Source organism: Allopusillimonas soli (assembly GCF_004153445.1).
GTDB classification, from domain to species: Bacteria; Pseudomonadota; Gammaproteobacteria; order Burkholderiales; family Burkholderiaceae_B; genus Allopusillimonas; species Allopusillimonas soli.
The window spans coordinates 492,866-518,122 of the sequence record NZ_SDQC01000001.1; the positions used below are offsets into that span (position 1 = coordinate 492,866).

Genomic DNA, 25,257 nt, shown 5'->3' on the forward strand with positions numbered 1-25,257 from the left:
CTCGGCTCGTTCCTCGCAGACCTTGCCATGAGCCACGCTCTGGCACGACGAATGCGCAAATCAAGACCACAAGGGGACGCCCATGTACCATATATTTCAAATTCTCGGCGCCATACTTACCGGCGCTGCACTTGGCACCATACTCGGCCCTCGTGTCCCGGCTCGTTTCATCGGCGGCATTATCGCCATAGCGCTGGGGCTCATCACTATCTTCACCGGCCAATGGCTCACCCTGGCTGTCGGCGCCGCCGTGCTGTTCGTTGCGCAGATCCTTCCGGGCGGCAACGCTTCATCCAAAGCCTGATCGCGCAGAAACCAGCCAGAGCCTGACACGCCGCAAGCAATCAGGAGTCATCATGTTCAGGAAACTGTGGAAGCCCATTTTGTTGACTGTGGGGCTCGCGTTGCACATGGTGCCAGTCCAGGCTCTCGAAGTGGGCGACATGGCACCCGACTTTCAGTTGCCAGGCACCGACGGCAAAGTGCACAGACTCGCCGATTATCGGGGCAAGCAGGCCGTTGTGCTGGCCTGGTTTCCCAAAGCCTACACCTCAGGCTGCACCATCGAATGCAAATCCCTCGCCGAAAATGGGCATCGGATTCAGGAGTTCGATGTCACCTACTTCATGGCCAGTGTCGACCCGCTCGAAGCCAACACAGGCTTCGCCGCCGAGAACAACGCAGACTTTCCGCTGCTGAGCGACGAGGATAAATCCGTGGCCAAGGCTTATGGCGTGCTGGGCATGCTGGGTGTCGCCAAGCGGCATACGTTCTACATAGACCGGGACGGCCGCATCCTGAAGATCGACACGCATATCAATCCGGCCACCTCGGCCGAAGACATGATAGCCAACCTTGTCAAGCTAGGCGTGCCGCGCCGCCCCGGCGCCCGGTAGACGCCCTGGCGCGAAAAGCGACTCCATCTCGCTGCGCAGCCGATACGCCGAGGTCGACGTATCCATATCCACATCATTCTTCAGGCGCCGCTTACCATGGCAGGCGGCCAGACGCCTGCCATGGCCGGGTCAGCCTGCCACGTCCACCAGGACGAGCTCGGCATCTTCGACAGCCGTGACCGTGATGCTGTCCACATCCCGAATGGCCGCGCCGTCGCGCGCGTTGAGTTCGACGCCATCCACCATGACCCGCCCGGTAGCCGGCACCAGGTAGCCATAGCGGCCACTATCTGCAAAGCGATAGGTGGCACTCTCGCCCGCCTTCAGCGTGGCGCCCAGCACGCGGCCATTGGCCTGAATGGGCAATGCATCATCGTCACCGTCGATGCCGCTCGCCAGCGCGATGAACTGGCCGGATCGATCAGCCTTTGGAAATGGCTTGGCTCCCCAGGCCGGAGGATTGCCGCGCCGGTCGGGCATGATCCATATCTGGAATATCCGGGTCGGCACCTGCTCCAGGTTGTATTCGGAATGGCGTATGCCCGTACCCGCGCTCATGACCTGCACGTCGCCGGCCTCGGTGCGGCCGTGGTTGCCTTGATCGTCGCGGTGCGAAATCGCGCCTTCCCGCACATACGTGATGATTTCCATGTCGGCGTGCGGATGAGGCGGAAAGCCGGTACCCGGAGCAATGGTATCGTCATTCCAGACACGCAGGCCGCCCCATTGCACGCGATCTTCGTCGAAGTAGGATGCGAAGGAAAAGTGATGCCTGGCGTTCAGCCAGCCATGATTGGCCGCACCAAGACTGTCAAACGGACGGCGTTCGATCATGTCGATCTCCTTGAAAACTGGATTCAATGCTTGCAGTCTAGGCGCATTTTTATATAAATAAAATAGAAACAATCGAATAGCAAAGTTTCCATTTTTGATGGTTAATGCGGCTTGAACCCTAAACGCATCCGACCCACCCGGCATGGCGCTTTCATGCATGCCCGCCGTCAAATAGGGTATTGATGGCCAAAATTACCCTATTTAATGATGGCATTACCCTATTTCGTGCTCCCCGGCCCCAGCACGGACAAATCCGCGAAGGCACTGATCCAGGAATAAAGCGACTTGGACCGCAAAGCGCTGCCGCCAAGCGTTGACCGTGGGCTTTATGGCGATCGTAAGTCAGACGTTGAACAAGAAGTTCAGCACATCCCCGTCTTTCACCACATACTCCTTGCCCTCGGCCCGCATCTTGCCGGCCTCCTTGGCGCCATGCTCGCCTCTGCAGGCGATGTAGTCGTCATAGGAGATGGTTTGCGCACGGATGAAGCCGCGCTCGAAGTCGGTGTGGATGACGCCGGCTGCCTTGGGGGCGGTGTCGCCGATGCGGATGGTCCAGGCGCGCACTTCCTTGACACCCGCAGTGAAGTAGGTGTGCAGGCCCAATAATGCATATGCAGCGCGGATGACACGGTTCAGGCCTGGCTCGTCCATGCCGATGTCTTCCAGGAAGACACGCTTGTCTTCGTCATCGAGTTCCGCAATATCGGCCTCGACGGCGGCGCACACGGCCACCACGGGCGCATGCTCGGCTTGCGCATACTTGCGGACGGCGTCCAGATGTGGATTGTTTTCGAAACCATCTTCGCGCACATTCGCCACGTACATACAGCGCTTGGCGGTGATGAAACAAAACTGCCTGATGAGCGCGAGCTCGTCCTCATCCAGGTCAAGCGAACGGACGGGCCGTGCCTCGTTGAGCACAGGAATGATTTTCTCCAGCATGGCGACCAGCTTGATGCCTTCCTTGTCGCCTGCTCGCGCGGTTTTCTGGTGGCGCTGCAAAGCCTTTTCGGCAGTGGCCAGGTCGGCCAGGGCCAGCTCGGTGTTGATGACTTCGATGTCGGACACGGGATCGACCCTACCCGCGACGTGCACCACATTTTCATCCTCGAAGCAACGCACCACATGCACGATGGCGTCGGTTTCCCGTATGTTGGCCAGAAACTGGTTGCCCAGCCCCTCGCCCTTGGATGCGCCCGCCACCAGGCCTGCAATGTCCACGAATTCCACTACGGCCGGCAGGATGCGTTCGGGTTTGACGATCTCGGCCAGGGCGGCAAGGCGCGCATCGGGTACTTCCACCACGCCCACATTGGGCTCGATGGTGCAGAAGGGATAGTTCTCGGCCGAAATGCCAGCCTTGGTCAAGGCATTGAACAGCGTTGATTTTCCGACGTTGGGCAGGCCAACGATGCCGCATTGCAGAGCCATGAGTGTCCTGAATAAAGAAGAATGAATAAAGGGTCTATTGTAGTAGGTAGCGCACGGCCGGCGGCCTACATGGCCTGGGTGGCGATATCGGTGAACTGCAGCAGCAGCCATACCACCAGCAACGGACCTCCGTTGAATGCGCCATGCAGCAACATGGAAGCGCCTATGCCGCGCCGCACGCGCATCCATCCCAGCACCAAGCCAGTCACCCATTGCGGCAGCACCAGCAGCGGCAACAACCACCAGGGCGTTTGATGCAGGTTGAAGTTGTACAGATGCACGGCGGCAAACGCCAACGACGCCAGGTGGAACATCAGCGGAAAAAGCCGCAGATAGGCACGCCGGTACCGCCAGGGCGTGGGCTGCAGTCCCCAAAGCCAATCGGGTCCGAGGCGTCGTCGCTTGCCGCCAGGCAGGCCGCTTGCCTCGGGCATTTCCCTCGTCATGTACGCCGATGTAGCGCCTGCAGCCGCGCCAGCCGGCGCCGCCGTATCATCGCCAGCGACAACGGCCTCCTTCTCAGCCGGTGACGCATGAGGGAATGCAGGCCGCCGCATCGGCGCCTTGCGGCCAATGAGCATGGGCCGCCAGCACAACAGCAGCAGCGCGGCCAGCGCAAACACCGCTGGCCATTTTGGGCCCGAAAGCATGATGCCAATGGCCGCAGGCAGCACCCACCATGCATTCACCGGGCGCCGCAGCCAGTAGCGAAAGACCAGCTCTTCCACGATAGGCGCCCAGAGCAAGGCCTGTAGCCACGGCATATTGTTGATGTCAATACGATGCGTCGCCCCTCCTAGGCCTGCCGCGGACACCGCAATAGGCCCGAGGAAAACAAGGTTCACCAGCCACAGCAAGCCAGCCCATTGCACGATGCGACGCAGGGGTACGCCGGGGAACCAATCGCGCCAGGCGCCGCGCGCTGGTCCCCGGCAAGGCAGCCTTGGCGCCACTTGCGGCTTGCGGACAAAGCGCAGGAAGTCGCGCCACTCGGCGCGCAGGCCCCGCTTGTCAGACACGGTTGGCCTCGTGCAGTTGGTTGGTGGCTTGGGGAAAGTCGCCGCGCAACAGCGCGGGTGTAATGGCGCGGCAGCGGTCGATCACTGACTCGATGCCTTTCAGCTCGTCGGCACGGGGACGTTCCAGCACAAAGGCGATGACCGGCTCGGCCAGGCCCAGCGTGCGAGGGTGGCCGATACCGATGCGCAAGCGCCAGAAATCGGAACTGGAGAAAGCCGATTGGATGTCGCGCAGGCCGTTATGCCCGGCATGGCCGCCACCGCGCTTGAGTTTGACGCTGCCTGGCATGAGGTCCAGCTCGTCGTGCAGCACAAGCACCTGGTCGGGCGCCAGCTTGTAATAGCGCATGAGCGCCCCCGCCGCCTGGCCGGAACGATTCATGAATGTGGTGGGCTTGGCGATAATGACATTCTCGCCTTCGAACCTGGCCTTGGCCACCTGGGCGAAGAATCCTTTTTCCATGGAAAAGCTGGCGCCCAGGTCGTCGGCCAGATGGTCGGCAAGCCAGAAGCCAGCATTGTGCCGAGTGGTTTCGTATTGCGGGCCCGGGTTGCCCAAGCCTATGATGAGACGGATCGCTGACGTTGTCATGGGGGAAGTCTACACAATAAAAACCCCTGTGGGCCAAGCTGGCCGCACAGGGGTCGCAAAGCACAGCGAAGTGCGGAAGCCGCTTCCGCGACGATTCGCCTTACTCGGTCGTACCTTCGTCCGCGGGCGCTTCGCCATCGGCTTCGCCATCGTCGCCACCGCCACCAGGCTTGGACAGCGCCGCAGCCAGGACCAGCTTGCTTTCCGCGCCGCCATGCGCGACGTGCGCAATATGCTTGACACCTTCGGGCAGCGTGATGTCTTCAAGGAAGACGTTGCCGCCGGATTCCAGGTTGGCAAGGTCGACCTCGATGAACTTCGGCAGGTCGGAGGGCAGGCAGGTGACCTCCAGCTCGGTAACCACCTGGCTGATGATCTGGCCGCCCAGCTTCACGGCGGGAGATACGTCGCCATTGATGAAGTGCAGAGGCACCTTGGTGGTGATGGTTTGCGCAGCATCGACACGCTGGAAATCGACGTGCAGCACCAACGGCTTGTAGGGGTGCCATTGCACGGCACGCAGCAGCACTTGCTGGCCCTTGCCCTCGAGCTGCATATCCAGGATGGACGAGTGAAAGTCTTCCTTGCGCAGGGCATGGAAAATCTCGTTGTGATCCAGTTCGATGCTGAGGGGCTCGGCGTTGCCGCCATAGACAATGGCGGGAACACGGCCCGCGTGGCGCAGGCGGCGGCTCGCACTCGTACCCTTGACGCTACGCGTAGTGGCGTTGAATTGCATGGAAAAGCTCCAAAAATCAGGACCATGGGTCCTATTGATAAAACACGACCTCGCGGCCGTGTACGTTTGCCATCCGCCGCGACCAGCGGATGGCGGGAGAAAAATGTTTCAGTCGACGAACAGCGAGCTGACCGATTCCGCGTTGGAAATACGCAGCATGGTTTCACCCAGCAGCGACGCGCAGGACAACTGACGGATCTTGCCGCACTCACGCGCCGCATCGGTGAGCGGAATGGTATCGGTCACCACCAGTTCGTCGAGCTCGGACTCGACGATGCGCTGCACCGCGCCGCCCGACAGGACGGGGTGCGTGCAATAGGCATAGACGGAAACGGCGCCGCGCTCTTTCAGCGCCTGCGCCGCCTTGCACAGCGTGCCAGCCGTATCGACCATGTCGTCCATGATGATACAGGTGCGGCCATCGATCTCGCCTATGATGTTCATGACCTCGGACACATTCGCACGAGGACGGCGTTTGTCGATGATGGCCAGGTCGGCCTCGAGCTGCTTGGCCAACGCCCGGGCCCGGACCACGCCGCCAATGTCAGGCGACACCACGACCAAGTCCTTGTAGTTGCGGCGCCAGATATCGCCAAGCAGGATGGGGCCGGCATAGACGTTGTCGACCGGAATATCGAAGAAGCCCTGGATCTGGTCGGCGTGCAGATCCATGGTCATGACGCGATCGACGCCGGCGACCTGCAGCATGTTGGCAACGACCTTGGCGGAAATGGCAACGCGGGCCGAACGCGGGCGCCTGTCCTGTCGGGCATAGCCGAAATAAGGAATAGCCGACGTGATACGCCCCGCCGAAGCGCGGCGCAGGGCATCCACCATGACCATGATCTCCATGAGATTGTCGTTGGTGGGCGCGCAGGTGGGCTGAAGCACGAAAACGTCCTGGCCGCGGACGTTTTCATTTATTTCAACCATGACTTCGCCGTCTGAAAAGCGGCCTACCGTCATTTTCCCCAGCGACATGTCCAGGTGATTGGCGACATCGACGGCCAAGCGTGTGTTAGCCGTGCCGGTGAAGATCATGAATCGGTCGTTTGCCATGGCAATATATGTGGCGTTAAACGACAAAGCTGTTGACCAGCACCTTCTGTGGGGGCCGACTCAACAGCTTTGCGCTAACATTTAAGCCTTATTCAGGACTTGAGTGGCTGGGGAAGAAGGATTCGAACCTTCGCATGCTGGAATCAAAATCCAGTGCCTTAACCAACTTGGCGATTCCCCAAATTCAATTGCGTGTCCAGTGTCTCAGCGGATGGTCTTGCAAGCCCTGGCATACCCAGACATTGCCGATTACCGCTTCGCCGCCTGCACGACTTTTTATTTTACCGATTTTTTCGCTGAATCGGGCGGCCTCGCCAGGTGTTGCGAACTCCGCAAACAGGCAGGCTCCCGAACCGCTCATCCTTGCACTGACACCCTGTACGGAAAGCCATTCGGCCGCCCTTGCAACCCTGGGGTATCTGGCAAAGACCACAGGCTCAAGATCGTTGCGTCCGAAGAACCCATTTTCATGGAAACCCTCGACGGGCGCGTTGATTTTTTGCCAATCGGTAAAGACCGCTATTTTGACGTGGGCTGAGTTTCTTGTCAAATCAGGCGCTGAAAAGACAGCCTGTGTCGGGACGCGTTGCTGCGGCTGCACGACAACATAGGTTCGCTCGGGCAATTGCACGGGGTTCAATACTTCCCCGATGCCCGTGGCAAAGGCTGCGCTGCCATGAACAAACACCGGTACGTCGGCGCCCAGCGGCAGGGCCAACGCCATGAGCTGATGGCGGTCAAGGCCGGTATTCCACAGCCTGTTCAAGGCAATAAGCGTGGTGGCGGCGTCGCTGGAGCCGCCGCCCAGACCGCCACCGGCTGGAATGCGCTTGGTATAGGCAATATGGGCGCCCTGCCGCGTGCCGGTGGCGCGCTGCAGGGCCTGGGCCGCGCGTACGACAAGATCGCTGCCTGGATCGATGTCGGCCAAGTCCGGCGCGCCAAGCAATTCGCGCGTTATCCGCCCATCGCGCCGCGTCTCGAAATTCAGCACGTCGCAAAGCGCGACAAAGCGGAAAACGGTTTCCAGCAAATGGTAGCCATCCGGCCGCCTGCCCGTAACATGCAGAAACAGATTGATCTTTGCCGGGGCCGGGACGTCGTGCAGCACCATGGTCCAGCTGCGCGATCAGTTCGGGTTCACGACCAGGCGCGCGCTGATGTCGCGATTGGCATCGCGGCGGTTCAATTGCAGCATGCCCGGACCCAGCGCATCATAACGGGACAGGCGCACACGCCAGCCGTCCTGTGTGAAGGACACAGGCTGGCCTGCCTCATTCTTCTCGAGCGCGCTCACCGCCTGCGGGCCGGTCTGCCCCCTCAGCCAATAGCGCAAGCCCGACACCGGCAGGGGGCTGCCCAGCACCTTCTCGACCAAGCCGTCCGCCGTGGCGGCCTGCTCCTGCTCGCCATTGCTGCGCGTCACCGTCGCGCGCCCGGGCGTGACCTCGATGCGCGCCAGCGTGCTACCCAACGGATTGGCTAAGTCCAGCGTCAGCCGGGTGCCCGCGTCGCGCCAGGCAAAGCCGCCTTGCAGTGCATCCCGCTGCCCGTTGGCATAACCGACATTCATGGCGAAGCGCCCTGTGCGTTCGAAGACGCCTTCGCCCGGCTTTCCGCCGATCTTTGGCGGCGTGGCGCAGGCGGCAAGCACCAGTGCGGCCGCGGCGGCAACCAGCGCCGCTTTGCTCCGGTTCAGCCAGGCAGGCATCATTTCAGTGTGACTCCCAATCGTTTCAGCGTTTCGTTGAGTATCTCGTTGGAGGCGTCCATGTCATATGCCTTGCGCCAGACCGTGATGGCCTGGTCTCTGAGGCCGTCCATCCACAGCACTTCGCCCAGATGCGCGCCCACCTCGGCTGTCGGCAGGTTGTCGTAGGAGCGCTGCAGGTATTCAATGGCTGCCTGGTAATCGCCCGTGCGGTAGAGATACCAGCCTACGCTGTCGAGTATGTAGGGATTGTCGGGATCCAGGTCGAGCGCGCGCTCCAGCAGATCCTGCGCCTGATCCAGATTGCGGTTCTGGTCCGCGTACGTGTAGCCAAGAGAGTTGTAGGCATTGGCATTATCGGGGTCCAGCTCGATCACGCGCTTCATCAGCTTTTCGAATTGATCCGTATTGCCCTGGCGCTCATACAGCATGGCCAGGTCGTACTTGATCTCCGTGGAATCGGGCATCTCGCGGTCGGCCTTCTGCAGGATCTCCACCGCCTTGTCCGTCCGGCCGGATTCGCGATAGATGGAGGCCAGAGTCAAGGCCACCACAGCCCTTTCGTGCTTGTCCTTGGGATCAAGCCGCCCAATGGTGGACTCGGCCCGCTTGAGATCGCCCATGCGCCCCTGCAACACCGCCTTATGCACCTGGGCCTGAAAGGCAAGCGCCGGGTCGTCGATGCGGTCCAGTTGGGCAATGGCCTCTTTCAGGTTGTCCTCTTTCTCGGCGATCTGCACCAGCAGCAGCCGCGCATCGGACGCATCGGCGGCGGCATTCGTGGATTCGTCATTGATGGATTGGCGCCTTTGCGTCTGCACGCTGATGTATTGATTCAGCAGCGCCCTGGCCTCTTTATAGCGCTCGGCCCGGATGTTGACCTCCGCCTCGGTGTAGAGCAGATCGAAGTTTTCGGGGTTGCGGGCGCGCATCTGTCTCACCTGGAATAGCGCGTCCTCGTATCTGCGCCGCTCGACCAGGCGATTGACCAGCATCAGTTGCAGTTTTTCCGCATCGGGATGGCCAGCCACATACGCTTGAGCCTGGGCAACGGCCGTGTCGGGGTCTACCTTCATGCCGTATTCGAGCAGGCGCTGGGCTGCCGCTTCCAGATTGGGATCGAGCTCCAGCGCCTTGTTCGCCTCCTCGACCGCGCGATAAGGGTCGGAGGCTCCCCAGGCCGCATCGGACAGAGCCAGATGCGATACCGGCAACGCCATGACGGGGTCGTGCAGCGCCTGTTCGAGAACCTCGAGAGCCAGTTCCCTGTCCTGCATCTTGCCGACGATGGCGGCCGCCTGCGCCACGGCCTGTTCCTTGTTGCTGGCCTTTTCTATGCGCTGCCACAGCGCCTTGGCCAGCCCTTCGGTTTCGCCGCTTGAGGCGGCCAGCGCCAGCGACGAGGCCACGGCTTCGGGATCCTTGGGCGACAACAGCGCCCACTCTCGCGCGGCGCTGAGGGCACGCGCCACATTGCGGTCGGCCATGGAATATTGGAAGGCGCGCTTGGCGAAACGAGGGTCGGACGTATCGCGCGCCAGGCCGAGCAGCGTACTGCTTGCCAGATCGTAATAGCCGCGCGCGGCGCCGATCTCGGCCAGAAGCACCCTGTACAGAATGTCGGGCGTGAGGGATACAGCAGGCAGCTCGCCAGCGCGCAGCGTAATGGTTTCCGTTTGCTCAGGGGGTGCGAGCTTGTGCGCCTGCTTCGCAGCAGCCGGCCAGGCAAGGGACAGAGCGGATATGCACAGCGCAAACAGCAGAGGGTGGGAACATTTCATTCAGGAAAACCATCGCCGCTGCGCCCGTCTAGCGTCAGGTGGCAAAATATCTAACTCGTTCATACAGATTTGATGATCTTATCACCCCCTCATGCCCGAATTGCCAGAAGTGGAAACCACGCGTCGCGGAATAGCGACGATTATGCCCGGCCAAGTCCTGGAAGCCTTCATTGTGCACGAGCCGCGCATGCGATGGCCCGTCCCTCCCGATATGGCCGCGAAAATGGCCGGCCAGCGGGTATTGTCCTGCGGCCGGCGGGGCAAATACCTGCTTATCGAATTCGCCGCGGGTACGCAGATCGTCCACCTGGGCATGTCGGGCTCCCTGCGTCGCGTAGCCAGCGATGCGCCCCGCCTGCGCCACGATCACGCCGAGTGGGTATTCGCCCATGCGCGCTTTCTCCTGCATGACCCGCGCCGGTTCGGCGCCATACTGTGGCACGATGCCGCCGATGGCCCCATTCAGGACCACCCCTTGCTGGCACGGCTGGGGCTGGAGCCCTTCGACCCCGGCTTCACGCCCGACTATCTCCACGCCGCCCTGCGCGGCCGGCGGCAAGCCATCAAGCAGGTTCTGCTGGGCGGCAATATCGTGGTGGGTGCCGGGAATATTTATGCCTCCGAAGCGCTTTTCAAGGCGGGGATCAGCCCGCGGGCCAGCGCCGGCAGCCTGTCCCGCCCCCGCTGCGCCGCGCTCGTGGCGGCCTTGCGGGAAACGCTAACCCAGGCGCTTGAGTCCGGCGGCAGTACCCTGCGCGACTACGTGGATGCCAGCGGCCAGCCCGGTGCCTATTTCGCGCTGCACGCCGCGGTTTATGAAAAAGCCGGAAGCCCCTGTCCCGCGTGTGGAACGCCCATCCGGCGCATTGTCCAGGGCCAGAGAGCCACTTATTATTGCCCAAGGTGCCAGCGCCGCTGAAAACAGCTGCTGGACAGCACACTGCCCTTGTCGCGCAGACGGAACGTCGCCTGGCGCCAGCGGCATGGCCGCCACATTTTCTTGCCGTGAGGTAGCCATCCGTCGACACGAATTCACAAATAACAAACTCATTGCATATATACGAACTATCTACTATAGTTGCCACATCAACCAGGAGACATCATGAGCAAACAATTCGCTTCGCATGCCGACCTCGAAGAGAAGGTCGTTTCCTTCGAGAAACTGTCAGACAATGCCTATGCCTACACCGCCGAGGGCGATCCCAATACCGGCGTGTTCATCGGCGACGATGCCGTGCTGGTGGTGGACACACAGGCCACACCCGTGATGGCCCAGGATGTCATCCACCGTGTTGCCGAGGTCACCGACAAGCCCATCAAATATCTGCTGCTGTCGCATTATCATGCGGTGCGCGTGTTCGGCGCCTCGGCCTATCATGCCCAGCAGATCATTGCCAGCCGCGACACCTACGACCTCATCGTGGAGCGCGGCCAACAGGACAAGGACAGTGAAATCGGGCGGTTCCCGCGCCTGTTCCAAAACGTCGAATCTGTGCCCGAGGGCCTCACCTGGCCCACCATCACCTTCGAAGGGCACATGACCATAGACCTGGGCAACCTGGAAGTGCACATCATGCAAGTGGGCCGCGGCCACACCAAGGGCGACACCATTGCCTGGCTGCCCGAGCAGCGCATTATGTTTGCCGGCGATCTGGTCGAATACGAATCCACGCCCTACGCCGGCGACTGCTATTTCCGCGATTGGCCCCAGACGCTGGATCGCCTGGCCGCCTTCAACCCCGAAAAGCTGGTGCCGGGCCGCGGCCCCGCGCTGAAATCAGCCGATGAAGTTCGCAAGGCACTGGCCGGCACTCGCAGCTTTCTCACCGATCTGTATGGCAGCGTCAACAACGGCGTGGCGCAAGGCAAGGATCTGAAGACCATTTATCGCGAAACCTACGATTTCATGAAACCGCGCTATGCGCATTGGGTGATCTTCGATCACTGTATGCCATTCGATGTGTCGCGCGCTTATGACGAAGCCACAGGCCACGAACACCCGCGCATCTGGACCGCGGAGCGCGACATGGAGATGTGGCAGCAACTCGAAGGCTGATACAAGGTCAAGGAGCAGGCTGTGGGAGACATCGATTATCAGAGCCTGGCGTTCACATACGCGCCTATCGACACAACAGGCGTTGAACACCATGCCGTCACGATCGTGGGTGCGGGCCCGGTCGGCCTGACGCTTGCGCTGGATCTGGCCCGCCACGGGCTGCGCGTCCTTGTCATCGACGACGACTACCGGCTGTCTACCGGCTCACGCGCCATTTGCTTCGCCAAGCGCACGCTGGATATCTGGGATCGCCTGGAAGTGGGCGAGCGCATGGTGAACACCGGCGTGTCGTGGAATGTGGGACGCGTCTTCTTCAAGGACGACGAGGTCTGGCGCTTCGATCTCCTGCCTGAACAAGGGCACAGGCGTCCGGCCTTCATCAACCTGCAGCAATACTATTGCGAAGGGTATCTGCACGAGCATGTGGCGGCGCACCCCAACGTCACTTTGCGATGGAAAAACAAGGCCGTCGCCCTGGCGCGACACAAAACCCACTCCGAAGTGACCGTGGACACACCGGATGGCCCCTATACGCTCACCACGGACTGGCTGCTTGCCTGCGATGGCGCCCGGTCTCCGCTGCGCAAGATGCTGGGCCAGGAAAGCCATGGCCGTATCTTTCGCGATCGCTTCCTGATTGCCGACGTCCGCATGCAGGCCGACTTCCCAACAGAAAGATGGTTCTGGTTCGATCCACCCTTCCATCCCGGACAATCCGTGCTTCTGCACAGCCAGCCCGACAATATCTGGCGCATCGATTTCCAATTGGGCTGGGATGCCGATCCCGTCGAAGAGGTCAAGCCTGAGAACGTCTTGCCGCGCATACGCGCCCTGCTCGGCGACAATGTGGATTTCGAGCTCGAATGGGTCAGCATCTACACCTTTGCCTGCGAACGGATGGACCACTTCCAGCATGGCCGCATTCTGTTCGTGGGGGACTCGGCACATCGCGTATCACCCTTTGGCGCCCGCGGCGCCAACAGCGGCGTGCAGGATGCCGACAACCTGGCATGGAAGCTCGCGCTGGTGGTGCAGGGTAAAGCCCCTGAATCACTCATCGACAGCTACGCCGCGGAACGCGAGCCGGCGGCCGACGAGAATATCGCACACTCCACACATTCCACGGATTTCATCACACCCAAAAGCGAGATCAGCCTGCTTTTTCGCAACACCGTGCTGAAGCTCGCCAAGCATCACGAGTTCGCGCGCAAGCTTGTCAACAGCGGCCGCCTGTCCACGCCAGCTGCCTATACCACGTCACCCCTGAATACGCCGGACAGCGACGATTTTTCACCGCAGTTGCCTGTAGGCGCAGTGGCCCCAGATGGTCCGGTCACGGTGGACGGCGTATTGGGCTGGTGGCTCGGGCAGCTGGAAAGCCGCTTTGCGCTTGCCCTGTTCTGCAATACCCGCATACCGGAGCCCGACACGCTGCGGGCACTGGCTGCCCTGCAGGATGAAACGCCCGGCATGAAAGTCGTGCTGGCGCTTTCTCCCGCCCTGGCGCCTCGTGCGCCCGCGGGGCTGCATTGCGTGGTGGACCGCCAGATGACGTTGGCGCGCCGGTATGACGCGGGCGACGGCGCCTGTTACCTCATTCGCCCCGACCAGCATATTGCCGCGCGATGGCGCACGCTGAACGTCGGACGCATCCGCGCCGCCCTGAAACGGGCGACCGGCGCGGGCAGCCAGGAGGCCGCATCATGAGCCAGCTGAACACCCAATCCGCCTTTGCCAATCCCGACGATTTCTACGAACAGCTGATCGAGGCACATCGCGACCTCAGCACAGACCAAAGCCATGCCATGAACGCCGCGCTCGTCTTGCTGCTGTCGAATCACATCGGCGATCCGGACATCATCTCCCAGGCGCTCAGCCACGCCCGCGCTGCTGTCCAGAACGACGGTTCAACCTCCAAACAGGACGCCAAGCCATGACCTCTCTCGACTACCAGACCGGTTTCGGCAATCACTTCAGCACCGAAGCATTGCCAGGCGCATTGCCGACAGGCCGCAACTCGCCTCAAAACTGCCCTTACGGCCTTTATGCCGAACAGCTTTCGGGCACGGCATTCACCATGCCACGCGCGGAGAACCGCCGCAGCTGGCTGTATCGCATCCGCCCCACCGCGCTCCAGGATGCCTTCGAACCCTATGAGGGCGCCGCGGGCTGGTCCGGCGATTTCGGTACGGAACCCATATCGCCCAACCGCCTTCGCTGGAACGCCCCGGACTTGCCCGAAGCGCCCGCCGATTTCGTCGATGGCATGCAAACCTGGGCGGGCAACGGCCACAGCAACGACCAAACAGGGGTGGGCATCCATCTGTATACAGCCAACCGCTCCATGAAGCGCCGCGTGTTCTACAACGCCGACGGCGAGCTGCTGATCGTGCCTGAACAAGGGCGCCTGCGCATTGCAACCGAGCTTGGGCTCATCGACCTTGAGCCGTGCGAAATCGCGGTGATACCGCGCGGCGTGCGCTTTCGCGTCAGGCTGCTGGATGAAACCGCGCGCGGCTACGTGCTGGAAAACTACGGCGCTCCGCTGCGTCCACCGGAGCTGGGCCCCATTGGCTCCAACGGGCTGGCCAATACACGCGATTTTCTGACGCCGGTAGCCTGGTACGAGGATATCGAGGAGAGCTTCGAGCTCATCGCCAAGTTCTCGGGCGGCCTCTGGCGCACAACGCTGAACCATTCGCCGCTGGATGTGGTGGCGTGGCACGGCACCAATGCCCCCTACAAGTATGATTTGCGCCGCTTCAACGTGATCGGCTCAATCAGCTACGACCACCCCGACCCCTGCCTGTTCACGGTGCTCACGTCGCCCTCGGACACGCCGGGCGCCGCCAACGTCGACTTTGCCATCTTCCCGCCCCGCATTCTGGTGGCGGAAGACACCTTCCGCCCACCCTGGTTCCATCGCAATTTCGCCAGTGAATTCATGGGCCTGATCCAGGGTGTCTATGATGCGAAAGCCGAAGGATTCGTGCCTGGCGGCGCCAGCCTGCACAACTGCATGAGTCCGCATGGACCCGATGCCGAAACATTCGAGAAGGCGATACAGGCCGATACCAGCCAGCCGCACTATATTCGTGACACCATGGCCTTCATGTTCGAAACCCGGCGGATTATCCGTCCCACGCGCGCGGCGCTGGCCTCGGCCACCTTGCAGCAGGGCTACGATACGGTATGGTCGGGAATACGAAAGCATTTCGATCCCGCCAAGCCCTGAGCAACGCCGGGCAGGGGCAAGCCCGAGGGCTGCGTCCCCGAGCATGCCTCTATCACCACAGACTTCGACCACAGGATTCCCCGATGCCATACCTGAACGAAACCCATGACCCAGCGCTGAAAAGCTGGGTCGAATCCGCCAACATCGCCGATAACGGCTTTCCGGTGCAGAACCTGCCTTTCAGTGTTTTCCGGCACGCGGGCAGCAGCGAGCCGTACCGGCCATGTGTAGCCATTGGCGACCAGGTACTCGACCTGGCCGCACTGTCCGATGCGCAGCCCTGGGAAGGGCCGGCGGGCGAAGCCTTGCGCGCCTGCCGGACCGACACACTCAATGGCTTGATGGCCCTGGGCCAGAAGCACTGGTCAGCCCTGCGCCTGGCTCTTTCACGCGCCCTGCGCACCGGTGAAACCGCCATGCAGCCCCTGCTCGAGCCGCTGCTCGTTCCCATGGCCGAGGCCGAGTTGGGCGTGCCCGCGCACATAGGCGACTACACGGATTTCTATATCTCCCTGCATCACGCAACTTCGGTGGGCAAGCAGTTCCGGCCAGACAATCCCCTGCTGCCCAACTACAAATGGGTTCCCATCGGCTACCATGGACGCGCCTCGAGCATAGGCGTGAACCAGGCCTTTCCGCGCCCAGTGGGACAGACGCGCCCCGCCGGCGACGGCGCCGAACCGGGCTTCGGCCCCTGCCGCCGGCTGGACTACGAGCTTGAGCTGGGCATATTCGTGGGTCAGGGCAACCCTCAGGGAACGCGCGTGGATATCGCCGATGCCGAGTCCCATGTATTCGGTCTGTGCATTCTGAATGATTGGTCCGCACGCGACCTGCAAGCCTGGGAATACCAGCCCCTAGGCCCTTTCCTCGCAAAGAATTTCGCCAGTACCATTTCACCCTGGATAGTCACACTGGAGGCCTTGGCGCCATTCCGCACCGCCTTCGAACGCGCCGAGAGCGATCCGCAGCCGCTGCCCTATCTGCGCATGCCCGACGCCGGCCATGGCGCCTTCGATATTCAACTCGAAGTGCTGTTGAGCACAGAACAATCTCGCGCGCGTGATGTCGCTCCCGCTTTGATCTCCAGCAGCAACTTCGGCAACGCCGCCTACTGGAGCGTGGCCCAACTGATTGCGCATCACACCGTGAATGGCTGCAATCTGGCTGCAGGTGATCTGCTGGGCACAGGTACCTTGTCGGGCCCCGGCGCAGGCCAGGAAGGCTCGCTGCTGGAATCAAGCCAGGGCGGGAAAAAGCCTTTTGCGCTGCCCTGGGGCGAAGAACGCACATTCCTGGAGGACCAGGACGAGGTCATACTGCGCGCGCATTGCAGCAAGCCAGGCTATCCCACGCTGAGCCTGGGAGAGAGCCGCGGCCGGGTACTGCCCGCCCTCGTCTGACCGTTGCGGGAGGGGGCTATCCCCTCGCCTTTGCGGCGCGTATGCTTGTTCGGATTTCTGGCGGCCTGGATGCCGCCGTGCATCAGGCCAGCACCTTGCCAGGATTCATCAAACCATGCGGATCAAGCGCGGACTTGATGCGGCGCATGAGCGCGATCTCGACCGGATCCTTATAGCGCGGCAACACATCCCGCTTGAGCTGCCCAACGCCGTGCTCTGCACTGATAGAGCCGCCAAACTGATGCACGCTTTCATGCACCAGCTCGTATACGGCATCCTGGCGCTCAAGCAGCTCCTGCTCCGTATAGGCTTGTCCGCGCGCCACGTTGTAGTGCAGATTGCCGTCGCCCAGATGACCGAATGTCACGTGCTCGATGCCTGGAAACTTCGCCTGCAGGGCCGCGTTGGTGGTCTTGACGAAATCGGCCATGCGGGACACCGGTATCGACACATCGTGCTTGATGCTCTTGCCGAAAGCCTTCTCGGCCAACGGTATACTTTCACGCAAATGCCACAGCGCCTTGCTTTGCGCCATGTTTTCCGCAATGACCGCATCCTGGATCAACCCGTCTTCGATGGCTTGGCCCACGACCTCCTCGAAGCGCGCGCGGGCATGCTCGGCGCTCTCGCTGTCCGACAGCTCGAGCAGCGCATACCAGGGCTTGCCGGCCGACTCACCCTCGAATGGAATGCGCTGCTGCGGATAACACTTCACCACACCCTGCAGGCAATTTCCCGCAATAAGCTCGAAGCCGGTAAGCGCCGCGCCGAAGCCCTTGCGTGCATGCGACAGTACTGAAACGGCATCATCCACGGAATCGAGCGCAAGCAACGCTGTGCACTGCGCGACCGGCAGGGGAAAGAGCTTGATCGTGGCAGCCGTGATTATGCCCAGCGTCCCTTCACTGCCGATATACAGGTCGCGCAGGTCATAGCCGGTATTGTCCTTGCGCAGACCGCGCAGGCCGTGCCAGATATCGCCGTCAGCCGTCACGACCTCCAGTCCCAGCACGAGCTCGCGCGTGTTGCCGTAGCGCAGCACAGCCGTGCCGCCCGCATTGGTGGCCATATTGCCCCCCAGGGTGCAACTGCCCTCGGCCGCCAGGCTCAGCGGAAACAAGCGGTCATGCTCCCGGGCGGCCTGCTGCACAGACTGCAGGATGCAGCCCGCATCCACCACCATCGTGTCATTGTCCGTATCGACACTTCGCACCTTGTTCATGCGAACAAGCGAAATGACAACGGCGTCGCCGCTGCCATCAGGCGTGGCGGCGCCACAGAGGCCCGTATTTCCACCCTGAGGCACCATGGGCACCTTGTGCGCGACGCACCAGCGCACAATCTCGGCCACCTCCTGCGTCGAGCCGGGACGCAGCATAGCCAGCGCACGACCGGCGTATCGGCCACGCCAATCGTTTACATAGGACTCGACATCCGCACCCGTCAATACGTTGTCCGGCCCCAGCATCTGTTTCAGCTCGTCGACTCGACTCATTATCCCGCCTCATTGCAAAGTTTTATCAGCCTGGCCATTTTAAGACAGTTGCAGATCCATACACCTTCGCGGTCTTCGCCCGGCAAAATTTCACTGAATCCGGGATAATTCCCTACTATTGATTGAAGATGCAAGGATATGCCGTGACAACTACACCTCCACCCTCTGCTGTATTCAAGGCCTACGACATCCGGGGTATCGTGCCTGACCAACTGAATGCGGACTTCGCGCGCCGTCTCGGCCTGGCGCTGGCGCAGCAGGCCCGCGAGCGCGACGTAACGGCCATGGTGGTGGGCTACGACGGGCGACTGAGCAGCCCCGAACTGGCGGCGGCGCTGCAGGAGGGTTTGAACCAAGGCGGCTTGGACACGATCGACATCGGCATGGTCCACACACCGCTTGTGTACTACGGCACCTTCCACGAGAAAACCGGCTCGGGCGTGGCGATCACGGGCAGCCATAATCCGTCCGACTACAACGGCTTCAAGATCATGCTCGACGGCAAGGCCCTGTATGGCGATGAAATACAGGCCCTCGGCCGCATCATGGCCGCCCCCGGATCCACATCGGAAATCAAGCCCGGCACCCGGCGCGCCCTGGACCTGGCGCCAGACTACATTGCCCAAATCCGCGACACCGTCCGCCTGACGCGGCCCATGAAAATCGCCATCGATTGCGGCAACGGCGTGGGCGGCAAGCTTGCTGCGCAGCTTTACCGGGCACTGGGCTGCACTGTGGACGAGCTCTATTGCGAGGTGGACGGCCGCTTTCCGAACCACCACCCCGATCCGGCCGATCCGCATAATCTGCAAGATCTCATCCGCCATGTGCGCGACACCGACTGCGAGCTGGGCCTAGCCTTCGACGGCGACGCGGATCGTCTTGGCGTCGTCACACGCTCGGGCGAGATCATTTGGCCGGATCGCCAGCTCATCCTGTTCGCACGCGACATACTGGAGCGGGTTCCGGGTTCCACCATCATCTTCGACGTCAAATGCAGCCGTCACGTGGCGCGCGAAATCAAGCATGCGGGCGGCAAGCCCATGATGTGGCAGACCGGCCATTCCCTCATAAAGGCCAAGCTGGCCAAAACGGGCGCTCCGCTTGCTGGCGAGATGAGCGGCCACATCTTTTTCAAGGAACGCTGGTATGGTTTCGACGACGGCCTCTATGCCGGCGCCCGCCTTCTGGAGATTCTCTCCCGGCACGACCATCCGTCCAGCGTGCTTGAAGACCTGCCCGAGGACGTCTCGACACCGGAAATCAAGCTGCAGATGCAGGAGGGGCAGCCGCATGCGCTCATCGCGCGCCTGCAGAAGGAAGGCCAGTTTCCCCACGCAACCAGTCTCAGCACCATAGACGGCGTGCGCGCCGAATACCGCAGCGGCTTTGGGCTTGCCCGCGCCTCCAACACCACGCCTGTCATCGTCCTGCGCTTCGAAGCCGAGACAGCCGAGGATCTGGAAAACATCAAAGGCGAGTTTCGCGCGGCCTTCGAGGCGCTTGATCCGACGCTTAAAATGCCATTCTAGGAGCGGGAGCGCAGCAGCGTGTCATAGATGCCCAGGTGCGCCTGGGCAATCGCCTCGATATCGAAAGCCCGCTCGGCAAGCGCGCGTCCAGCCTTCCCCATTGCGGACCGCTTTGCGCCATCCTCCGCCAGTTCCAGCACGGCTTCCGACAGCGCCCGCGCATCCTGCGCGGGCACCAGCAAGCCCGTTACGCCGGGCTCGATTGCGTCGCGGCAGCCCGGCACGTCGGTCGTTACCACCGCCCTGCCGCAGGCGGCCGCCTCAACCAGCGACTTGGGCAACCCTTCGCGATATGAAGGCAGTACAACGATGTGCGAGCGTGCATACAATGCAGCCACGTCAGCACACTCGCCCAGATATTCAATCACGCCTTCCTTGCGCCAGCCATCCAACTGCGCTTCGGTGACGCTGGCCGGATTGCCGGGATCAGGCGAGCCGGCCAGCACCCAGCGCAAACCCGTGCCATGCCCTGCAGCGGCGCGGGCGGCATCCACGAATTCCCTCACCCCCTTGTCGAACAGCAATCTTGCGGCCATCACCGCCACAGGCGGCCCAGGCGGCTCGGGTAGAAAACGGTATCGATCCAGATCCACGCCCGAGCCGCGTATCATTACCGCCTGCCCCGCCTTTACAACGCCGGCCCGCATCAGCACATCACGATCATTGGCGTTCTGGAATATGACGCGGCTGTTCGGATGACCCAGCGCCAACCGGTACAAACCTGTCGCGGCAAGACGCAGGATATCTAGCCCTTTTTTCTTGCGCGTGAAGATGAACCCCAGCCCGGAAATGGCTGCAACGTAGGCGGGTACGCCGGCCAGCCTCGCGGCAATGCCTCCATACAGCACAGGCTTGATCGTCACCGCGTGCACGACGCCGGGCCGCACAGTTCGGCACAGACGCCACAGCGCATGGATCGTAGCCAGTTCCTGCGCCGGGTTTTTCCCGCTGCGCGACATGGGGATGGCGTGATGCGTCAAGCCATGCCGTACGATCTGCGGCACCGATGGGCCATCCATGGTGGCAATATGCACTTCATATCCCGCCGCCTTCGCGCCCAGAGCGATTGGCAGCCTGTGGGAGAGAAAAAATGCAGGGTTGTTCACAACCATCAGCAGGCGCCGCGCCGCGGAATCGCCCGTCTGGAGAGGTCCTGGCATGCCTCGTTCCGTGCCCTGCAAGCCGTCGGCGTCCGGCATTGCCTTCGCCTCATCTGCGCCAAATGCCGCCATGTTTCCGACAGACCATAAGGCATGCGCCTGAGCTTCAGGCCTTGTCCGCGCCGGATAATCCCGCGCCAGTCGCGCCCATACCATGTGGTAGGCATCCACCATGGCCTGCAAGCTGTACATGTCTTCCACCCGCGCCCTGCCGCGAGCCTGGCGCTCGGTCTGCTGGGGTGTGCCCAGCGCCCTGATCGCCGCCTCCATGGCGCCAGCCAGCGCCTGCGCATTGCGCGGCGCCGCCACCCAGCCAGCATCGCCCACCATGGCCGCGGCATCGCCCACATCCGTAACCGCGCACAGTACGCCGGTTGCCATCGCCTCGGCCACCACATTGGGAAAGCCTTCGGCCCGACTGGACAGCACATGAACATCCAGCCCGTTCATCAATGCCGGCACCTCATCGCTGCGGCCCAGCAGGATGACCCGATCACGCACACCATGCGTGTCCAGCATCTGCATCAAAGGCAGATTGGCGCCATCCATGCCCTCGCCTATCAGCACACAGCGCACATCGGGCACTGCCCGGGCGCACAGCGACAGCGCCTCGATGAGGTTTGCATGGTCTTTCAGGGGATTGAATCGCGCCACGCTGCCAAGCACCGGCGTCGACGCGCCCACGCCCCACTGCACGCGCACAGCCTCGCGCACCTGCGCATCAGGGTGCCAGCGCGACAAATCATAGCCATTCGGTATGACCAGCATGCGATCATCGCTGTAGCCCGCCTGACGGTGCAGCGTCCGCGCCTGCTGCGCGCAGGCGATGATTACGCCCGGCACGAATCGGGACAGCGGCGCGCTGGCGGCCTGGCAGATGCGCGCGGACCGGCTGGCCTTCTCCAGATCCAGGCCGGAGTTGCGAATACCCCAGGCCACTGCCTTGATGCCTGCCAGCCGGGCAACAAGACCGCCCACAAGGTCGGCGTGGTACATCCAGGTCTGTACGATATCCGGGCCAAGCGCACGCAACAGGCGGTACAGGCGCACAAGGCCGCGCGCCACGCCGCCCGGGCCCCGCATGTGCAGTGCATGCACGGCAACACCGGCCTCGCGCAGGCGCGGGCCGAACACGCCCTCGTCACTCATGGAGATGACGCAATGCGTGTCTGTCTGCCCGGGCGCGCTGATCAGCCGGTACAGCACGGTCTCGGCCCCGCCCTGATCCAAGCCCGAAATAATATGCGCGATCCGCAAAGGCCGGCGTTCACCGTTCATGTATCCGCTCCGAATGCCGTCGTCCCGTTTCTTCAAACAGCGCATCCCAGCGCGCCAAAATCTCCGCAATACCATAATGCTGCCTGACCCACGCCGCTGCGCGCCGCCCCATGACCTCGCGCAACAGCGGATCGCGCATCAGACGCGCCAGCGCATCTTCCAGCGCCTGCGTATCGTGCAGCGGGACCAGTTCGGCGAACTGGCCGTCGCGCGTGATTTCCCGTGGACCACTTGGGCAGTCCACGGTCACGCAGGCGCGTCCAAGCGCCATGGCTTCGATCAGCACATTGGGAAACCCCTCCACCTCGGAGACCAGCGCGAAAGCATCGGCCTGGGCCAGGGCCTCCCAGGGCGCCTCGGTGCGGCCAGGCAGGAGCACCCTGCCCGACAATCCGAGCGCCTGCACGAGTCGCTCCAGCTCGGGCCGCAACGGCCCCTCCCCCCAGATGGTGAGATCCCAATCAGGGAAGGCGCCGGACAGCGAGGCAAAGGCTTCGATCAGAGAAGCGAACCGCTTGCTGGGCACCATCCTGCCCATGGCCATTAATTGGCGGCGTGAGCCTGGCGACTGCGCGCGGGGCTCGGGCGGTTCCGGCATACTGGGCGGCAACGGATTAGGCATGACCGCCAGATTGTGCACACCTGGCTCAAGCTTCTTGAAGGATGCCAGGCCATGGCGCGACTGCAGTACCACCAGCGAGGCCCACGGGTAGAGCCAGCGCCGAAGTCGACTGAACACAGCCCCCGCGCTCGTGCTGTATGCGGCATTGGTTCGTTCGCTGACAATGACGGGCACGCCCAGCTTGTGTGTCGCCAGCAGCACCATCACATTGACGTTGGTGAGAAACGACAGCACGACATCAGGCCGGAATTCCTGCACCAATCTGCGCATGGCAAACCACTTTGCCAATGGCGGGCATACGCGGCCAAGCCAGCCCATGCGGTCGGCCAGCCAGTCCAGTTGCACGCCAGGGTGCAGGGTATAGAAGCATGTGCCCTTGCCGGTATAGGTGGGCACCAAGCGTATCGTGTCTCCGCGGGATGCCCAGGCGCTTGCGAGCGTGGCAGCCACGCGTTCCGCGCCGCCCGCATGCATGGAACTGACAAAAAACAGTATTCTCATGCAGCCTTATCCTCCCAACCCATGACGTTCGAGCCACGCCTGCGTCATCAACACACTCCAGAGATGGGTGCTCCAGTCGCGTTTGCCCGCCTGGTGTTCCTGCCACTTGCGCTGTATCCAGTCGGGCCTGAACACCTCTTCGCGCTGCAACCTTGCCGGGTCCAGCAATGCAGCCCCCCAGTCCTTCAGCGGCCCCCTCAGCCAGTTCGCCAGCGGCACCGAGAACCCCTTCTTGGGCCGGTCAACCATCTCTTGCGGGACATGGCGGTACAGCAGCTGACGCAAGAGCCACTTGCCCTTGCCATCGCGCACTTTGTATGTCTGCGGCAGGCGGCGGGCGAATTCAAATACGTGATGATCCAGCATAGGCACACGGGTTTCCAAGCTCACAGCCATGGCCGCGCGATCTACCTTGACCAGAATGTCATCCGGCAAATACGTGACCGCATCCAGCATAAGCATCCGCGTGAAGAGATCGTTGCCACCCGGCTCGTCAAACAATGTCTCAGGCATGTCCGCACGCAGCAGTGCGCTGGCCGGATCCCGCCAATACGACACGAACTGCCGGTAGAATGCGCCCGCATGCCGGGCCGACAAGACATCGGAGAGCTTGCCCAGCTTGTCCCGGACCTCGCCGCCCGGTGTCAGCAACGCGCCGGCGCGGGCCGCCAGCGCCAGCGAAGGGCGCATCATGCCTGGAATACCTTCGCGCCTGCGCCACCACGACAGCGCCCGGAAGTAGCGCGAATAGCCACCGAACAATTCATCGCCGCCATCGCCCGACAGGGCGACGGTGACATGCTGGCGCGCCAGGCGCATGACCAGGGAAGTCGGGATCTGGGAGGCATCTGCAAAAGGCTCGTCGTAGATATCCGCCAGATGCGGCACGACGGCCAACGCATCATTCGCACCCACATACAGTTCGGTGTGCTGCGTGCCCAAGTGGCGGGCGACAGCCTTCGCGTGCTCCGCCTCGTTGTAGGCAGGGTCGTCAAAACCGATGGAGAATGTGCGCACCGGATTCGGATTGTGCTGCTGCATCAGCGACACCACAACCGAGGAATCTATGCCGCCTGACAGAAAAGCGCCCAGGCTCACATCCGATATCAATTGACCCTGCACAGCCTGGCCCAACACCGACTCCAGAGCATCCACAGCCTGCGTGTCATTGCTGAAGGACAGCATCGACTCGATATCTGTCAATGGGCCCGAAGCGCGCCAATAGGGTTGCGCCGCAGGTCGCTGCCCAGCGTGAAAATCCACTTCGGATATCACCAGCAGCGTGCCCGGTGGGAGCTTGCCGATGCAGCGATAGATACTGTATGGCGCAGGGATGTAATTGTGGCGCAGCAGCAGCGCCAGCGCCCGCTGGTCGAGCTCGCGGTCGAAGTCAGGCAGCCCCGTCATGGCCTTGAGTTCGGATGCAAACAGCAGGCGGCCGCCGGTGTATCCCCAATACAGCGGCTTCTCGCCCAAGCGGTCCCGCATGAGGGTGAGCACGCGTGCCTGCCTGTCCCAGAGTGCCATGGCAAACATGCCCGTGAGCGCCTGCAGCGTGGCCGTCACGCCCCAGGCCGCGAAAGCCGCCAGTATCGTCTCGGTATCCGAGTGGCCTCGCCAAGCCGCGGTGCATCCTTCGCGCTCCAACTGTCTGCGCAGCGCCAGATGGTTGTATATCTCACCGTTGAGCACAAGCACATAGCGGCCACAATTGGATACCATGGGTTGGTGGCCGGCCGCCGACACATCCTGCACAGCCAGGCGCACATGACCCAGCCCGAGACCGGCCGCCTCGTCCTCCCAATACCCTTCACTGTCGGGACCGCGATGGCGTATGCGGCGACAACCCTGCTCCAGCGTGGGCCGTTTGTCCCGCATGGTCCCCCAAATTCCCAAGAATCCACACATTG

General features: G+C 62.2%; 22 protein-coding genes, 1 tRNA gene and 1 pseudogene. 9 read left to right on the top strand and 15 right to left on the bottom strand.

Annotated elements, in window-relative coordinates:
- The first annotated feature begins 82 nt into the window (after nucleotides 1-82).
- Complete coding sequence (locus ERD78_RS02390; RefSeq protein WP_129967673.1) at nucleotides 83-304, top strand: hypothetical protein; 222 nt, start codon at nucleotides 83-85, stop codon at nucleotides 302-304.
- Nucleotides 305-356: 52 nt separating this feature from the next.
- Nucleotides 357-896 carry a peroxiredoxin gene (locus ERD78_RS02395; RefSeq protein ID WP_129967674.1) on the top strand — a complete coding sequence of 180 codons (540 nt, stop codon included), beginning with the start codon at nucleotides 357-359 and terminating at the stop codon, nucleotides 894-896.
- A gap of 129 nt (nucleotides 897-1,025) precedes the next feature.
- Here ERD78_RS02395 and ERD78_RS02400 read toward each other — a convergent pair whose 3' ends face one another.
- The 10 genes from ERD78_RS02400 to ERD78_RS02445 form a co-directional block, all read right to left on the bottom strand.
- Nucleotides 1,026-1,730, bottom strand: a complete 705-nt coding sequence (locus ERD78_RS02400) for a pirin family protein (protein ID WP_129967675.1) — start codon at nucleotides 1,728-1,730, stop codon at nucleotides 1,026-1,028.
- Nucleotides 1,731-2,072: 342 nt separating this feature from the next.
- Complete coding sequence (ychF, locus tag ERD78_RS02405; RefSeq protein WP_129967676.1) at nucleotides 2,073-3,164, bottom strand: redox-regulated ATPase YchF; 1,092 nt, start codon at nucleotides 3,162-3,164, stop codon at nucleotides 2,073-2,075.
- Between the two features lie 65 nt (nucleotides 3,165-3,229).
- The gene (locus tag ERD78_RS02410; RefSeq protein WP_245152299.1) at nucleotides 3,230-4,183 is read right to left on the bottom strand and encodes a CPBP family glutamic-type intramembrane protease; all 954 of its coding nucleotides are present in this window, start codon (nucleotides 4,181-4,183) and stop codon (nucleotides 3,230-3,232) included.
- Nucleotides 4,176-4,775, bottom strand: a complete 600-nt coding sequence (pth, locus tag ERD78_RS02415) for an aminoacyl-tRNA hydrolase (protein ID WP_129967677.1) — start codon at nucleotides 4,773-4,775, stop codon at nucleotides 4,176-4,178. The genes ERD78_RS02410 and pth overlap by 8 nt, the downstream gene beginning before the upstream one ends.
- 100 nt (nucleotides 4,776-4,875) lie before the next feature.
- Entirely contained in the window at nucleotides 4,876-5,514 is a 639-nt protein-coding gene (locus ERD78_RS02420) for a 50S ribosomal protein L25/general stress protein Ctc (RefSeq protein ID WP_129967678.1), read from the bottom strand.
- Nucleotides 5,515-5,622: 108 nt separating this feature from the next.
- Nucleotides 5,623-6,573, bottom strand: a complete 951-nt coding sequence (locus ERD78_RS02425; RefSeq protein ID WP_167668816.1) for a ribose-phosphate pyrophosphokinase — start codon at nucleotides 6,571-6,573, stop codon at nucleotides 5,623-5,625.
- 104 nt (nucleotides 6,574-6,677) lie between these two features.
- A tRNA-Gln gene (locus tag ERD78_RS02430) sits at nucleotides 6,678-6,754 on the bottom strand.
- 3 nt (nucleotides 6,755-6,757) lie between these two features.
- Nucleotides 6,758-7,687 (bottom strand): 4-(cytidine 5'-diphospho)-2-C-methyl-D-erythritol kinase, encoded by a 930-nt coding sequence (ispE, locus tag ERD78_RS02435; RefSeq protein WP_129967679.1) that lies wholly within the window; start codon nucleotides 7,685-7,687, stop codon nucleotides 6,758-6,760.
- A 15-nt stretch (nucleotides 7,688-7,702) separates the two neighbouring features.
- Nucleotides 7,703-8,287: a lipoprotein insertase outer membrane protein LolB gene (gene lolB / locus ERD78_RS02440; protein WP_129967680.1), complete on the bottom strand. Its 585-nt coding sequence runs from the start codon at nucleotides 8,285-8,287 to the stop codon at nucleotides 7,703-7,705.
- Entirely contained in the window at nucleotides 8,284-10,065 is a 1,782-nt protein-coding gene (locus tag ERD78_RS02445) for a tetratricopeptide repeat protein (RefSeq protein ID WP_129967681.1), read from the bottom strand. The genes lolB and ERD78_RS02445 overlap by 4 nt, the downstream gene beginning before the upstream one ends.
- 91 nt (nucleotides 10,066-10,156) lie before the next feature.
- On the opposite strand from ERD78_RS02445, the gene mutM reads away from it, so the two are divergent.
- The 6 genes from mutM to fahA all read left to right on the top strand — a co-directional run bounded on the left by mutM (nucleotide 10,157) and on the right by fahA (nucleotide 16,759).
- On the top strand, nucleotides 10,157-10,984 hold the full coding sequence (mutM, locus tag ERD78_RS02450) for a bifunctional DNA-formamidopyrimidine glycosylase/DNA-(apurinic or apyrimidinic site) lyase (RefSeq protein ID WP_129967682.1): 828 nt from the start codon (nucleotides 10,157-10,159) through the stop codon (nucleotides 10,982-10,984).
- A 183-nt stretch (nucleotides 10,985-11,167) separates the two neighbouring features.
- Nucleotides 11,168-12,121, top strand: a complete 954-nt coding sequence (locus tag ERD78_RS02455) for an MBL fold metallo-hydrolase (RefSeq protein ID WP_129967683.1) — start codon at nucleotides 11,168-11,170, stop codon at nucleotides 12,119-12,121.
- Nucleotides 12,122-12,142: 21 nt separating this feature from the next.
- Nucleotides 12,143-13,828: an FAD-dependent oxidoreductase gene (locus tag ERD78_RS02460; RefSeq protein ID WP_129967684.1), complete on the top strand. Its 1,686-nt coding sequence runs from the start codon at nucleotides 12,143-12,145 to the stop codon at nucleotides 13,826-13,828.
- Nucleotides 13,825-14,058: a DUF2783 domain-containing protein gene (locus tag ERD78_RS02465; RefSeq protein ID WP_129967685.1), complete on the top strand. Its 234-nt coding sequence runs from the start codon at nucleotides 13,825-13,827 to the stop codon at nucleotides 14,056-14,058. The genes ERD78_RS02460 and ERD78_RS02465 overlap by 4 nt, the downstream gene beginning before the upstream one ends.
- Nucleotides 14,055-15,356: a homogentisate 1,2-dioxygenase gene (gene hmgA / locus ERD78_RS02470; protein ID WP_129967686.1), complete on the top strand. Its 1,302-nt coding sequence runs from the start codon at nucleotides 14,055-14,057 to the stop codon at nucleotides 15,354-15,356. Before ERD78_RS02465 ends, hmgA begins: the two co-directional genes overlap by 4 nt.
- A gap of 83 nt (nucleotides 15,357-15,439) precedes the next feature.
- Nucleotides 15,440-16,759 carry a fumarylacetoacetase gene (gene fahA / locus ERD78_RS02475; protein ID WP_129967687.1) on the top strand — a complete coding sequence of 440 codons (1,320 nt, stop codon included), beginning with the start codon at nucleotides 15,440-15,442 and terminating at the stop codon, nucleotides 16,757-16,759.
- A gap of 82 nt (nucleotides 16,760-16,841) precedes the next feature.
- On the opposite strand, the gene ERD78_RS02480 is transcribed toward fahA, so the two are convergent.
- A complete protein-coding gene (locus ERD78_RS02480) occupies nucleotides 16,842-18,254 on the bottom strand; it encodes an FAD-binding oxidoreductase (protein WP_129967688.1) in 1,413 nt (470 codons plus the stop codon).
- 128 nt (nucleotides 18,255-18,382) lie between these two features.
- Between ERD78_RS02480 and ERD78_RS02485 the strand changes: the two genes are divergently transcribed.
- Nucleotides 18,383-19,786 (top strand): phosphomannomutase/phosphoglucomutase, encoded by a 1,404-nt coding sequence (locus ERD78_RS02485; RefSeq protein WP_129967689.1) that lies wholly within the window; start codon nucleotides 18,383-18,385, stop codon nucleotides 19,784-19,786.
- On the opposite strand, the gene ERD78_RS20145 is transcribed toward ERD78_RS02485, so the two are convergent.
- The 4 genes and pseudogenes from ERD78_RS20145 to asnB all read right to left on the bottom strand — a co-directional run bounded on the left by ERD78_RS20145 (nucleotide 19,783) and on the right by asnB (nucleotide 25,255).
- On the bottom strand, nucleotides 19,783-20,946 hold the full coding sequence (locus ERD78_RS20145; protein WP_306669767.1) for a glycosyltransferase family 4 protein: 1,164 nt from the start codon (nucleotides 20,944-20,946) through the stop codon (nucleotides 19,783-19,785). The genes ERD78_RS02485 and ERD78_RS20145 overlap by 4 nt on opposite strands.
- 225 nt (nucleotides 20,947-21,171) lie before the next feature.
- Nucleotides 21,172-22,299: pseudogene (locus ERD78_RS20150) on the bottom strand (glycosyltransferase); the annotation flags it as partial.
- Complete coding sequence (locus ERD78_RS02495) at nucleotides 22,214-23,347, bottom strand: glycosyltransferase family 4 protein (protein ID WP_129967691.1); 1,134 nt, start codon at nucleotides 23,345-23,347, stop codon at nucleotides 22,214-22,216. The gene ERD78_RS02495 and the pseudogene ERD78_RS20150, both read right to left, overlap by 86 nt.
- Before the next feature lie 6 nt (nucleotides 23,348-23,353).
- Nucleotides 23,354-25,255 carry an asparagine synthase (glutamine-hydrolyzing) gene (gene asnB / locus ERD78_RS02500; protein ID WP_129967692.1) on the bottom strand — a complete coding sequence of 634 codons (1,902 nt, stop codon included), beginning with the start codon at nucleotides 25,253-25,255 and terminating at the stop codon, nucleotides 23,354-23,356.
- Nucleotides 25,256-25,257: the final 2 nt, after the last annotated feature.